Source organism: Spiroplasma endosymbiont of Clivina fossor, assembly GCF_964031115.1.
In the GTDB taxonomy this organism is placed as follows: domain Bacteria; phylum Bacillota_I; class Bacilli_A; order Mycoplasmatales; family Nriv7; genus Nriv7.
Genome location: NZ_OZ035006.1, coordinates 84,951 through 97,883 on the forward strand (window position 1 = coordinate 84,951; position 12,933 = coordinate 97,883).

21 protein-coding genes and 1 pseudogene are annotated in these 12,933 nt (G+C 24.7%); 5 read left to right on the plus strand and 17 right to left on the minus strand.

Annotation, left to right across the window (positions count from 1 at the left end):
• Positions 1–10 precede the first annotated feature (10 nt).
• The gene (locus tag AAHM82_RS12450; RefSeq protein WP_342263396.1) at positions 11–451 is read left to right on the plus strand and encodes a transposase family protein; all 441 of its coding nucleotides are present in this window, start codon (positions 11–13) and stop codon (positions 449–451) included.
• Positions 448–840, plus strand: coding sequence for a transposase family protein (locus AAHM82_RS12455; protein ID WP_342264845.1), 393 nt, complete (start codon positions 448–450; stop codon positions 838–840). The genes AAHM82_RS12450 and AAHM82_RS12455 overlap by 4 nt, the downstream gene beginning before the upstream one ends.
• Before the next feature lie 152 nt (positions 841–992).
• On the opposite strand, the gene AAHM82_RS00575 is transcribed toward AAHM82_RS12455, so the two are convergent.
• From AAHM82_RS00575 to AAHM82_RS00600, 6 genes are all read right to left on the minus strand, one after another.
• Entirely contained in the window at positions 993–1,292 is a 300-nt protein-coding gene (locus AAHM82_RS00575) for a hypothetical protein (RefSeq protein ID WP_342264210.1), read from the minus strand.
• Between the two features lies 1 nt (position 1,293).
• Positions 1,294–1,770 carry a hypothetical protein gene (locus AAHM82_RS00580; protein ID WP_342264211.1) on the minus strand — a complete coding sequence of 159 codons (477 nt, stop codon included), beginning with the start codon at positions 1,768–1,770 and terminating at the stop codon, positions 1,294–1,296.
• Positions 1,771–1,773: 3 nt separating this feature from the next.
• Complete coding sequence (locus AAHM82_RS00585; RefSeq protein WP_338967003.1) at positions 1,774–2,019, minus strand: hypothetical protein; 246 nt, start codon at positions 2,017–2,019, stop codon at positions 1,774–1,776.
• A 9-nt stretch (positions 2,020–2,028) separates the two neighbouring features.
• A complete protein-coding gene (locus tag AAHM82_RS00590; protein WP_342264212.1) occupies positions 2,029–2,355 on the minus strand; it encodes a hypothetical protein in 327 nt (108 codons plus the stop codon).
• Positions 2,356–2,368: 13 nt separating this feature from the next.
• Positions 2,369–3,355: a hypothetical protein gene (locus AAHM82_RS00595; RefSeq protein WP_342264213.1), complete on the minus strand. Its 987-nt coding sequence runs from the start codon at positions 3,353–3,355 to the stop codon at positions 2,369–2,371.
• Positions 3,356–3,655: 300 nt separating this feature from the next.
• A complete protein-coding gene (locus AAHM82_RS00600) occupies positions 3,656–3,850 on the minus strand; it encodes a hypothetical protein (protein WP_342264214.1) in 195 nt (64 codons plus the stop codon).
• A gap of 106 nt (positions 3,851–3,956) precedes the next feature.
• Here AAHM82_RS00600 and AAHM82_RS00605 point away from each other — a divergent pair, with 106 nt between their 5' ends.
• Together AAHM82_RS00605 and AAHM82_RS00610 are read left to right on the plus strand one after the other, a co-directional pair.
• Entirely contained in the window at positions 3,957–4,109 is a 153-nt protein-coding gene (locus tag AAHM82_RS00605; protein WP_342264215.1) for a hypothetical protein, read from the plus strand.
• Positions 4,066–5,286 (plus strand): IS256 family transposase, encoded by a 1,221-nt coding sequence (locus AAHM82_RS00610; protein ID WP_342264216.1) that lies wholly within the window; start codon positions 4,066–4,068, stop codon positions 5,284–5,286. Before AAHM82_RS00605 ends, AAHM82_RS00610 begins: the two co-directional genes overlap by 44 nt.
• A gap of 97 nt (positions 5,287–5,383) precedes the next feature.
• On the opposite strand, the gene AAHM82_RS00615 is transcribed toward AAHM82_RS00610, so the two are convergent.
• From AAHM82_RS00615 to AAHM82_RS00640, 7 genes are all read right to left on the minus strand, one after another.
• A complete protein-coding gene (locus AAHM82_RS00615; RefSeq protein WP_342264217.1) occupies positions 5,384–5,596 on the minus strand; it encodes a hypothetical protein in 213 nt (70 codons plus the stop codon).
• A 479-nt stretch (positions 5,597–6,075) separates the two neighbouring features.
• Positions 6,076–6,468: a transposase family protein gene (locus tag AAHM82_RS12460; RefSeq protein ID WP_342264845.1), complete on the minus strand. Its 393-nt coding sequence runs from the start codon at positions 6,466–6,468 to the stop codon at positions 6,076–6,078.
• Positions 6,465–6,905 (minus strand): transposase family protein, encoded by a 441-nt coding sequence (locus AAHM82_RS12465; protein ID WP_342263396.1) that lies wholly within the window; start codon positions 6,903–6,905, stop codon positions 6,465–6,467. The genes AAHM82_RS12460 and AAHM82_RS12465 overlap by 4 nt, the downstream gene beginning before the upstream one ends.
• A gap of 43 nt (positions 6,906–6,948) precedes the next feature.
• Entirely contained in the window at positions 6,949–7,926 is a 978-nt protein-coding gene (locus tag AAHM82_RS00625) for an IS1/IS1595 family N-terminal zinc-binding domain-containing protein (protein ID WP_342264218.1), read from the minus strand.
• Positions 7,927–7,941: 15 nt separating this feature from the next.
• Positions 7,942–8,202: a hypothetical protein gene (locus AAHM82_RS00630; RefSeq protein ID WP_342264219.1), complete on the minus strand. Its 261-nt coding sequence runs from the start codon at positions 8,200–8,202 to the stop codon at positions 7,942–7,944.
• A 29-nt stretch (positions 8,203–8,231) separates the two neighbouring features.
• Positions 8,232–8,408 (minus strand): hypothetical protein, encoded by a 177-nt coding sequence (locus AAHM82_RS00635; RefSeq protein ID WP_342264220.1) that lies wholly within the window; start codon positions 8,406–8,408, stop codon positions 8,232–8,234.
• Between the two features lie 168 nt (positions 8,409–8,576).
• Entirely contained in the window at positions 8,577–8,906 is a 330-nt protein-coding gene (locus tag AAHM82_RS00640) for a hypothetical protein (protein ID WP_215826203.1), read from the minus strand.
• Positions 8,907–9,194: 288 nt separating this feature from the next.
• On the opposite strand from AAHM82_RS00640, the gene AAHM82_RS00645 reads away from it, so the two are divergent.
• Positions 9,195–9,464 (plus strand): hypothetical protein, encoded by a 270-nt coding sequence (locus AAHM82_RS00645; protein ID WP_342264221.1) that lies wholly within the window; start codon positions 9,195–9,197, stop codon positions 9,462–9,464.
• 231 nt (positions 9,465–9,695) lie between these two features.
• On the opposite strand, the gene AAHM82_RS12470 is transcribed toward AAHM82_RS00645, so the two are convergent.
• The 4 genes and pseudogenes from AAHM82_RS12470 to AAHM82_RS00660 form a co-directional block, all read right to left on the minus strand.
• Positions 9,696–10,088 carry a transposase family protein gene (locus AAHM82_RS12470; RefSeq protein WP_342264845.1) on the minus strand — a complete coding sequence of 131 codons (393 nt, stop codon included), beginning with the start codon at positions 10,086–10,088 and terminating at the stop codon, positions 9,696–9,698.
• Positions 10,085–10,525: a transposase family protein gene (locus AAHM82_RS12475; protein WP_342263396.1), complete on the minus strand. Its 441-nt coding sequence runs from the start codon at positions 10,523–10,525 to the stop codon at positions 10,085–10,087. The genes AAHM82_RS12470 and AAHM82_RS12475 overlap by 4 nt, the downstream gene beginning before the upstream one ends.
• Positions 10,526–10,951: 426 nt before the next feature.
• Positions 10,952–11,692: a hypothetical protein gene (locus tag AAHM82_RS00655; protein ID WP_342264222.1), complete on the minus strand. Its 741-nt coding sequence runs from the start codon at positions 11,690–11,692 to the stop codon at positions 10,952–10,954.
• 71 nt (positions 11,693–11,763) lie between these two features.
• Positions 11,764–12,907 (minus strand): annotated as a pseudogene (locus tag AAHM82_RS00660) (IS256 family transposase).
• Between the last annotated feature and the right edge of the window lie 26 nt (positions 12,908–12,933).

The window sequence follows — 12,933 nt, forward strand, 5'->3', positions numbered from 1 at the left end:
TGGAATTTAAATGAAATTTAAAAAAAATAATCAAATAAGTGATAAAAATTTTTTAAGATTAACTGGTATTAAACATACTACTTTTAATAAAATGCTAGAAATTTTAAAAATAGAAGAATTAAAAAAGAGATTTCGTCGCGGAAGAACCAATAAATTATCATTAGAAAATCGTATTTTAATGACTTTAGAATATTGAAGAGAATATAGAACTTATTTTCATATTGCAAAAAGTTATGATATTAGTGAAAGTAGTTGTTATAGAAATATCAAATGAATTGAAGACACTTTAATAAAACACCCTAATTTTCAACAACTTACTGGTCAAAAATCACTATTAAAAGATTATTTCAAAGATAAGACTGTTATAATTGATGTAACTGAAAGCCAAATCCAACGCCCAAAAAAAGACAAAAACAGCACTACTCAGGAAAAAAGAAAAAACACACAATAAAAACACAAGTTATAATTGAAAAAGATAGTAAAAAAATTATTAGTTCTGATTTTTCTTATGGTAAAAACCATGACTTTAAAATTTTAAAAGATTCAAAAATTAAATTTTTACCAGAAACAACTGTTTTAGTGGATTTAGGTTATCAAGGCATACAAAAAATTAATCATAATGTTTTAATTCCTAAAAGAAAATCAAAGAAAAACCCTTTAAATAAAGAAGAAAAGCAAAATAATGAGCGAATTTCAAAAATGAGAATTGTTATTGAAAATGTTTTTGCTATACTTAAAAAATTTAAAATTATTAGTGAAAAATATCGAAATCGTAGAAAAAGATTTGCTTTAAGATTTAATTTAATAGCTTCAATTTATAATTTACAACTATTAGTTTAAATATATTTGATAATTTAAAATTTCAGTCTTTTTTTATTGTAAATAATAATTTTTATTATGTTTTAATGACAAAATATTCGTAAAAATAATCTAAAAATTATTTTAATAACACTTTTATATTTATTTTAAATTTAAAAATTATAATTATCATATTAATTTTGCAAGAAGTCTAATATATCTTCAGATGGTTTTGGTTTATAAACACCTTCTCGTTTAAAAAAATTCTTTATAGGATTATTAATACTTTGATTTTCGATTAAAAAGCTTTTTTCAGACATATCATCTGGAAAATGAACACTTTCATCATAAAAAGTTATTCTTCCAGCAGAGCCAAAACTCTCTACATTAAAAAAAGTATTTTTAATGCTAACAAACTCTAATTCACAATTATTGCCACATTGACTAGGGTTTGTAGCTCGTTTTTCTCGTTTCATAAAGAAGGATTGTTCCATATTAGGTTTTGGTGGTTGTTTTGTATCAAAGAACACCCCTAATGGCACCAAACCAATAAACATTATAATAAAAATCAAGAAATAATCTTATGCATCTCACTCATCACGACTTAAAACTCTCTTTTATTGCTTTAAAAGCATGAGAAAATTTATATTCATAATATAATGGACATTCAGAAATATTAATAACTTCTTTTTGATGTTTTCTAACTACTTTATTAAAATAAAAACGCTTAATAATTAACTTAACAACTGTCATTAACAAATAAACCATTAATAATCAAAAATACACCTTAAAAAATACATTTTGAAAATCAAACAATATAAAATCTTTAAAAAACTCATCTGTATTAGTTCTAATTCTTGTTAAAAACACTCAAATTATAACGATAAAAATATGAAGTATAATAAAAAAATGTATAAAACCTAAAACGCTTTTAAATCATTTAATACCTAATATTTTCTTTAACTTTTTCATTTTTTAACTCCTTAAAATTAAATATATTGTTGATAAAATACAAATCGTTCCTAAAATTTGGAAAATTGGATGTTGAGAAAATAACCTAATCATTGGTTTAAATAAATCTAAAATTTTAATATTATTTGATAGAACTTTATTAAAATATTCTAAACCCTCACGCACATAGGCTCATAAACCTAAAAAGTCGTTTAAAGCAAAAATAGAAAAAACAGCAACAAGAATAAATAATATTATTAATTTAAACATTTTCTAAACCTACCTTTTTATTCGCCGTCCGTGCTGGTTAACTCACGGTCTATTTTTAGGGCTATTACCACTAAACTTCTTAATTGAACCACTAGATGATTTTTTCTTAGTTCCTCAATTAGCAACTGATTTTCGATATTTTTTACGAAAACCAACTTTTGGTCGTTCAATATGAATACCTAAAATGCCACCAATTACAAAATTTATCACAAGCATAATTAGCGGAAAAATAATAATGCGAATATCTGTTCCAGGAATGGTTAAAGTTCAAATTAAATCAAAAACTTTATAAAACATATCGCCAATCAAACTAGCCATTTTTTCTAAGTTTTCCATATTTTAAACTCCTTTACTTATTTTTCTTCTTCAGATTATTTTTTAACTTAGTAAGTATCTTACTAAATTTTTCCATTTTTAAATATTCTAACGCTTCAATATCCATCACATTATCATTTCAAAATTTATGCTGATAATTATCATTCAAAGCACCATTACTTAATTCACGCAAGAATGATAAATATTTATTATCATAAAGGTTTAAAATTGACATCGGAATTTTCAATTTAAAGAAATAAATGTCTAATTCCGGAATGCTACGATACTTGATTTTGCGACCTTTTTTATCATTTTTAGCATTAATCAGAGTTAATCATCGTCATTGTTCGTATTCGCTTACCGATTTAAAAGTGCCGTAAATAACTTGTAAATAGGGTCGGAAAATACTAACTGGTTTTTTTCTAATACCAACAATTATTGAATTCGCAATATCACGAACTTTAACTCATATATGTTCGGCTCGTTGTCCGCTTGCTAATACGATATGGGTAAATTGTCGAGCCGAAGCGAAATATTCTTGTAAACCTTGGGTTACTCTATCATTTTCTTTATAATCAGTTCCTTCTAAAAATAAGTTAGTTTCATCTCATAACAGTAAATGTTTTTCATCTAAAATTGGATAATTATAATCTAAAAGTGACATATGCCCTAATGAAAGCATTTGTTTATCTGTAATTGGAAAAGTAGAAATCGTTTTTCAACCACTTAATAAGTAAGAAACTAAAACCATTAAAGCGGTTTTCCCAGTCCCTAAAGCACCAATTACTAAATTTAAGGGTGAATTTAATAAGAAATTAATAAAACTACGACGAGCAAAGAAATGAGAAATTTTAGTATATAAAATATACAAAGCAATTAATAAATAAATAATATCAAATAACATTCGTCAACTTTGGGGATTATAATAATGCAAAATCGCACCATAAAATCACGCAATAATAAATAAAGTGCGATTTAAAGCGACAAAATCATATAATCTTAAATTTATTTTTTTAAACAATAGCATCACTTAAATCACACTCTCCTTATTTTTATTACTATCTGCCGGGCATTAATTTTTCAAACATTTTGAAAGCAATTAAAAATAAACCAATAATTACACCAAGCAAGAAAACTCAATATGTAGCAAAGAAATTAACGACATTTGGCATATTACCACCAATAATATCAGTTCAAATATTACCAAATGCTTTAATTAATGCTTTTCATAAGTTAAGTAACTGCTTGTTCGCCAGTAATTGCTACTGGTGGTGTTACTACTACATCAAGAAAAGTTCTAAACATATTAATCACCCCCTTTCTAAACAAAATATGATTTAACCTTATAAAATAAAATAACCATAAATAAGACAGTGAATACTAATACCATTCAAAAGGCAATATTTGCCATTAAAAGTCAAAGTGGTTCTTTGGTTAAATCAATTTCTTTGCCAGAAACTCACGCCGGAATAGTTGTAATTTGGATAAATAAATCTCAAAAATACAATTTTGTCATTTCTCAATCTAAATCTTTTCAAGCAACTAAAAACATAATAATTACCGCTTAAAAGGTCAAAAGAGTAGAAAAATAATTGCTGAGAAGAGCATTACAATTATTAAAATTGAAAACAAAAATACAACTTGAGGCGGTAAAAAAAAATCGGAGCCTGTCCAAAATTCTGTGTCTCGATAATTCATTCTGAATTATACTTAAAAGAAGGAGAACAGAAAATGACAAAAAAAAAAATAAAAAAAGAACCTGACGCAATTGATAAAGTTGTTGATTATTTTTTAGAAAATATTGTTAATCCACAAGATTTATTTAAAGGCAATACTATTTTTCAGGAATTTACCAAAAAATTAACTGAACGAATGTTAAATACGGAAATTAAAGATTATCTTGAAACTGATGAGAATCATAATAAAAGAAATGGCAACACACAAAAAATCATTATTATTAAAAATGGTTCAATCGCAATTGATGTACCAAGAGATCGAAATAGTACTTTTGAACCAGTAATTATTCCGAAAAGACAAAGAAGATTTGATAACTTTGATCAAAAAGTAATTTCTTTATATGCAAGAGGAATGACAATTTCTGATATCAAAGCACAATTGCAAGAATTCTATCACGGAGCAGAAATTTCAGAAAGTTTAATTAGTCAAATAACTGATGATGTTATTGAAGAAGTTAAAATGTGACAAACTAAACCTTTAGAGAAGATTTATCCGATTGTTTATTTTGATTGTATTGTTGTTAAAGTAAAGCAAGATAAACGAATAATAAATAAAGCAGTTTATCTTGCCTTAGGAATTAATTTAGATAGTTTAAAAGATATTTTAGGAATGTGAATTAGTGAGAATGAGGGAGCCAAATTTTGACTTAATAATCTTACGGAAATGAAAAATCGTGGCTTACAAGATATTCTTGTTGCTTGTAGTGATAATTTAACTGGGATGTCTGATGCAATAGAAGCTGTTTTCCCAAAAACACAGCATCAATTATGCATTGTTCATCAAATTCGCAATAGTTTAAAATTTGTTCCTTACAAAGATCGCAAACTTGTAGCTAATGATTTAAAATCAATTTATACAGCAATTAATGAAGAAATAGCGTTAATTGCTTTAGATCATTTTTCAGAAAAATGAAATAAAAAGTATCCACAAATTACTAAATCATGAAAAAATAACTGAAATAATTTAATAATTTTTCTTGAATATCCTCAGGAATTTAGAAGAATTATTTACACAACTAATGCGATTGAATCTGTTAATAGTCAATTAAGAAAAGTCATTAAGAATAAAAAGATTTTTCCTAATGACGCATCAGTTTTTAAAATATTTTATTTAGCATTTCAAAATATGGTTAAGAAATGAACGATGCCAATTCAAAATTGGGGTAGTGCAATTTCACATTTAATGATAAAATTTGAGGACACAGAGTGAATTTAAAAGTTAATTACTTAGAGACACAGTTAATTGTACAGTCCCGTAAATCGGCAGTTGGATAAATTAATTCAATTAACTCAATAATTACTTTTTTAAACATTTAACAACCAACTTCCTTAATTAATAACATAGCATCAATACAAACCCACGCATCATGAAAAATATCTATCTCTACATGACCAACACCATAATCACGCGCTCATACACGATTAGGTTTAGTAATATTATCACCATGAATATATACAGATAACTGTGATACTCTATCTATCTTTTGTTCTTCTTCTGAAGAAGCAATACCATATCATACTTTCACTTTTCTCTTCCTACCTTTTAATTTATCTTTCTTATTTTTAACATTTTTTTAATTTTTTTAATTTTTCTAACCCTTTTTGTACTCTTAATTCGATTAATTTTATTTATTTTTGTATTATAGTTAAATTTAGTCATATCTATGTACTTTTAAAAATATTCTAAATATTTTTTTATTTGTTAATTTCTTCTCCATCTTTTTCTTTTAATTTTGTCGAAAACTCTTGATAAAATAAAAAAAATCATCAACTTGATAATTTTAAAAGGCTTTTATGTAAAATTACTATTTTTACTTTAACTTTTTTATACATTAGACTTCTTGCAAAATTAATATGATAATTATAATTTTTAAATTTAAAATAAATATAAAAGTGTTATTAAAATAATTTTTAGATTATTTTTACAAATATTTTGTCATTAAAACATAATAAAAATTATTATTTACAATAAAAAAAGACTGAAATTTTAAATTATCAAATATATTTAAACTAATAGTTGTAAATTATAAATTGAAGCTATTAAATTAAATCTTAAAGCAAATCTTTTTCTACGATTTCGATATTTTTCACTAATAATTTTAAATTTTTTAAGTATAGCAAAAACATTTTCAATAACAATTCTCATTTTTGAAATTCGCTCATTATTTTGCTTTTCTTCTTTATTTAAAGGGTTTTTCTTTGATTTTCTTTTAGGAATTAAAACATTATGATTAATTTTTTGTATGCCTTGATAACCTAAATCCACTAAAACAGTTGTTTCTGGTAAAAATTTAATTTTTGAATCTTTTAAAATTTTAAAGTCATGGTTTTTACCATAAGAAAAATCAGAACTAATAATTTTTTTACTATCTTTTTCAATTATAACTTGTGTTTTTATTGTGTGTTTTTTCTTTTTTCCTGAGTAGTGCTGTTTTTGTCTTTTTTTGGGCGTTGGATTTGGCTTTCAGTTACATCAATTATAACAGTCTTATCTTTGAAATAATCTTTTAATAGTGATTTTTGACCAGTAAGTTGTTGAAAATTAGGGTGTTTTATTAAAGTGTCTTCAATTCATTTGATATTTCTATAACAACTACTTTCACTAATATCATAACTTTTTGCAATATGAAAATAAGTTCTATATTCTCTTCAATATTCTAAAGTCATTAAAATACGATTTTCTAATGATAATTTATTGGTTCTTCCGCGACGAAATCTCTTTTTTAATTCTTCTATTTTTAAAATTTCTAGCATTTTATTAAAAGTAGTATGTTTAATACCAGTTAATCTTAAAAAATTTTTATCACTTATTTGATTATTTTTTTTAAATTTCATTTAAATTCCACCTTTTTATTAAAAACAACAATTCAATTATATTTTAAATTAATTTTGCAAGAAGTCTATTAAAATATAATACCGCTGTTTGTTGGTTTGGAGTTAAACCCTTATGTTGGTATTTTCATTTTCAGAGATTTAAATAATTTTGAATATTAGTAAAACCTAAACCATGATAATGAATTAAGGCTTCTTTAAGACTAGATTGTAATTTACTGATTTTATTTAAGTTACGATAACTAGCTTCAGGATTAATTGTTGTTTTAGTTACACATAAAGTAGAATTTGTTTGTTTTGCTACTAAAAAATATAATTTTTGCATATCAGAAGTAATAATTGAATTTTCGTTAATTAATTCTTTGTTCATATTTTCAATAATTCATTGTTTTTGTAAACGTTTGGTGTTTGTGGATTTAACATAAATATTGTTATTATTATCAATTGCCATTTGAATACAGCATTTAGTATTAGTTGCGAATGGGTCAAGGTGAATTCTTCGTGGATCAGTTTTATATTTGAAATTTCCTTTATGGATTTCTTTAATAAATGTTTCATCGATTTGGATTTTACCAGATAATTTTTTAAATTTTAATTGGGTATTTTCTAATTGTTTTGATTTCATTAATTTTTGACGATTATATCAAGCAGTTTTTAATGTAGTTTTAATAAAACGAGAAATTGTTTTACTAGATTGCCCCAGCAATGAAATTTGAATCAATAAATTTCATTGTTCATAATTTAAATGACTTCAATAAATAAAATGATTACGAAAAGCGTCAAAACTTGCACGGCAATTTTTACATAAATATTTTTGTTTTCCTTCTGAATTATGTCCATTTTTAACGCAATGGTAAGATTCACATTTAGGGCATTTAATACCGTGCGCTCTAAATTTTTGATCAATTTCATTTAACCGTTTTTGTTTTTTTATTAATTCTGCTTGTTGTTTGACTTTTTCATAAAATTCTAAAAATTGATCATCTGTTAAAGTATTTACTAGTTCTTGAATTATTTTTTCCATAATTATTATCCACCTCTATCATATTAAAATATACCTAAAATTAAGTATATTCAATAAATATCAAGAGTTTTCGACAAAATTAAAATCTTTTTCTAATAAATTTTTCTTAAATTTCGCAATAAATATTCGTTGTGAATAAGTAAAATCTTTTGGCAACTGTTTTGCTTCACTACCATATTTCTTTTTATCTTTAAAAAACCGATAAATATTAACCGCAATATAGTATGCTAGTAATAATGTTAAAATCGTAAAAAATACTAATCCAAATATACTCATCTTTCTTTTCTCCTTAATTTTCTAATTTTTTAATATGCAATATCAACACAAAGTCAATTATCACCGACTAAATCAGTTCTAACAGATTCAACTGCAGATTTAGACGCTCAAAATTTTTGTTCTAATCCAGTTTTTTTATTAATAGAATATATAAACTCTTGACAATAATCTTTGCCAGACTCATCCACATTAACTCACATTTTCATTTCTAAAACTCCTCAAAAAAATTGCAATAACTTAGTTAAATAACTCAACAACTAACATAGATAATTAACGGGTGGAGCATACGCTTTCCGCACCGTTTAAACACCATAAAAACTAACTAAAATATTTTTTTTTATTTACCCCTATTCTTAAAACACCGTAAAACATTTTTAAAATGAATTTTTAAAATAATCAAAACTTACAACCTTTTTATCATGTTCTTTTTCAGCAACAAAAAAACCTAACAACTCATGACCTAAAATCAAACTAGACTCTTGACCTTTATCATTAATAAAAACTAACCGATATTCACCATCTCTAATTATTCCTATACAAATAGAATTCTCATATTTGCCTTTATAAACAAATCGTTTCGAAAACCAAATACCAGTAGATTCATACAATCACGGAATTGCTGGTGCTTTAATAAGTACTGCATTTTGTGTTTCTTTTAAAAGATATTTTTCAGTATTTAAAAAAATATTTTCAATATTTCTCATATACATACCATCCTTACAATATTTAGTTATATTAAACTAAGTTATATTTAGCTTAGTTATCTAACTAAGTTAAATATTTATTTTTTTAAACATTTATGTTTAACAAAATTTGTTAGTAAACTTCGTTTACTAATTAACTTAGTTTATTATTATCAAGGCACAAAAAAATACAAGGCATAACTAAAAATAATAAATATTAATTTAACCTTATATTTCTTGTAATAAATAAATGAGCTCATATTTATTTATTAATTAACAGCAAGTTTGTAAAAACCAAAATCTTGTCATATGTATATGGTTTCTACACATAAATTAATATTTTATGATTTGCTGACATATTATATATTTCAAACTGGTAATTTTGATGATTTATCTTCTATTCAAGAAGAGGCATTGTTTTCAATAATTAAAACTTTAAAAAATTTTAATTATTGAGAATTAATTGATAATTCCGATAACTATGTGAAGGAAATTGTTAAAAAAACATTAGGCGGATTATTAACGATTATTAAAAAAATTATTTATCAATTCCTGGGAAACTATTTATTAGTGCCTTAAAAGGTGTATTTTTTGCATATAGTGCTTTAGATAAAATGGATAAAAAAAATTATTTATATTAGACTTCTTGCAAAATTAATATGATAATTATAATTTTTAAATTTAAAATAAATATAAAAGTGTTATTAAAATAATTTTTAGATTATTTTTACAAATATTTTGTCATTAAAACATAATAAAAATTATTATTTACAATAAAAAAAGACTGAAATTTTAAATTATCAAATATATTTAAACTAATAGTTGTAAATTATAAATTGAAGCTATTAAATTAAATCTTAAAGCAAATCTTTTTCTACGATTTCGATATTTTTCACTAATAATTTTAAATTTTTTAAGTATAGCAAAAACATTTTCAATAACAATTCTCATTTTTGAAATTCGCTCATTATTTTGCTTTTCTTCTTTATTTAAAGGGTTTTTCTTTGATTTTCTTTTAGGAATTAAAACATTATGATTAATTTTTTGTATGCCTTGATAACCTAAATCCACTAAAACAGTTGTTTCTGGTAAAAATTTAATTTTTGAATCTTTTAAAATTTTAAAGTCATGGTTTTTACCATAAGAAAAATCAGAACTAATAATTTTTTTACTATCTTTTTCAATTATAACTTGTGTTTTTATTGTGTGTTTTTTCTTTTTTCCTGAGTAGTGCTGTTTTTGTCTTTTTTTGGGCGTTGGATTTGGCTTTCAGTTACATCAATTATAACAGTCTTATCTTTGAAATAATCTTTTAATAGTGATTTTTGACCAGTAAGTTGTTGAAAATTAGGGTGTTTTATTAAAGTGTCTTCAATTCATTTGATATTTCTATAACAACTACTTTCACTAATATCATAACTTTTTGCAATATGAAAATAAGTTCTATATTCTCTTCAATATTCTAAAGTCATTAAAATACGATTTTCTAATGATAATTTATTGGTTCTTCCGCGACGAAATCTCTTTTTTAATTCTTCTATTTTTAAAATTTCTAGCATTTTATTAAAAGTAGTATGTTTAATACCAGTTAATCTTAAAAAATTTTTATCACTTATTTGATTATTTTTTTTAAATTTCATTTAAATTCCACCTTTTTATTAAAAACAACAATTCAATTATATTTTAAATTAATTTTGCAAGAAGTCTATTATGTTTGAGGCTCATTATTTGTAAGTCAAAAAAGTTGGATATTTTAAAATATATGATTACTGCTAGTAATAATTTTAATAACGGGATTAATGTTTTTTGACGACAAGGTTGACTAGATGATCAAAGTTTAATTGTTAAACAAATGAGTCCTAATGAAAAACATATTAAAACATATAGTAAACATGATATTGTAAAAGCTCGTTATACTGATTGTACAAAACAGTTAATATCAAATCGTTCACGATGAAGATGTTATGATACGTGAACAAATTCGTGGGATGAAGGTAATGGTTTATATCCGTTTTTGTAAAAACTAAAAATGTAGAATTATGTTGATGTTCATAATTCTACATTTTTTATTTATTTACTTTCTTGTGTTTCTTTTCTTCTGCTTTTTCTTTTTCTCGTTGGTGATAAGAATAGTGAGCTGATTCAGCATATCGTAAGATTGGCTTTTCCAGAATTAACATTACACCAAAGGTGATTAGGTATTTTACAAAAATGAAACCACCGTAAATACCATAAAAAATTAGCATTTGTGTTTTTAGTGGTTCCTCGGATATTTCTTTGATTGGGTCATGAAGAGAAAAATTTTTACACTTATTAATTATTATGATTGGATGTATTGTCATTGGATGAGTGTGCGTATGAAAACCTAAAGCATCAGTAGCTCATAATTGAGCATTTACAGCAGCAAATAGTGCAGTTGCTAAACAACAAATAAGAATACTGGTGCATTTAGTATAAATGTTTTCTTTATGAAATAATCTTTTTCATATTCAGTTTAATAGAAAATATAGTCCAATAACGAGGGCATTTAACATCATTCCCATTGAGGCACTAACAACAATATTGCCGTGGGCAATGTGATGGGGAATTATCATATGTAATCAAGGTTTAATTGCACCAATTAGCATTGCAAATCAAGAACCAATTAATGGGATAACTAATAAAATTAGGGTATCACCAATTTCAAAGTTGGCTGCTGGTAAGTTAGGTAAGGGAATAGGAATTTCTAGCATTGATAATGCTAGTGCTAACCCTAATGCCATTGATGAAATGGTAATTTTAAATATAATATGTTTTTCTTTGAGCATATCTTTCTCCATAATCTTAATTGATATAATTTTTAATAAGGGACTGTACAATTAACTGTGTCTCTAAGTAATTAACTTAAATTCACTCTGTCCTCAAATTTTATCATTAAATGTGAAATTGCACTACCCCAATTTTGAATTGGCATCGTTCATTTCTTAACCATATTTTGAAATGCTAAATAAAATATTTTAAAAACTGATGCGTCATTAGGAAAAATCTTTTTATTTTTAATAACTTTTCTTAGTTGACTATTAACAGATTCAATCGCATTAGTTGTGTAAATAATCCTTCTAAATTCTTGAGGATATTCAAGAAAAATTATTAAATTATTTCAGTTATTTTTTCATGATTTAGTAATTGGTGGATACTTTTTATTTCATTTTTCAGAAAAATGAAATAAAGCAACTAGCGCTATTTCTTCATTAATTGCTGTATAAATTGATTTTAAATCATTAGCTACAAGTTTGCGATCTTTGTAAGGGACAAATTTTAAACTATTACGAATTTGATGAACGATGCATAATTGGTGCTGTGTTTTTGGGAACACAGCTTCTATTGCATCAGACATTCCAGTTAAATTATCGCTACAAGCAACAAGAATATCTTGTAAGCCACAATTTTTCATTTCCGTAAGATTATTAAGTCAAAATTTGGCGCCCTCATTCTCGCTAATTCACATTCCTAAAATATCTTTTAAACCATCTAAATTAATTCCTAAGGCAAGAAACTGCTTTATTTATTATTCGTTTATCTTGCTTTACTTTAACAACAATACAATCAAAATAAACAATCGGATAAATCTTCTCTAAAGGTTTAGTTTGTCACATTTTAACTTCTTCAATAACATCATCAGTTATTTGACTAATTAAACTTTCTGAAATTTCTGCTCCGTGATAGAATTCTTGCAATTGTGCTTTGATATCAGAAATTGTCATTCCTCTTGCATATAAAGAAATTACTTTTTGATCAAAGTTATCAAATCTTCTTTGTCTTTTCGGAATAATTACTGGTTCAAAAGTACTATTTCGATCTCTTGGTACATCAATTGCGATTGAACCATTTTTAGTAATAATGGTTTTTTGTGTGTTGCCATTTCTTTTATTATGATTCTCATCAGTTTCAAGATGATCTTTAATTTCCGTATTTAACATTCGTTCAGTTAATTTTTTGGTAAATTCCTGAAAAATTGTAGAAACCACAGATGTTTTGCACAATTAGAATTTGGTTTCTACAAGCTTGC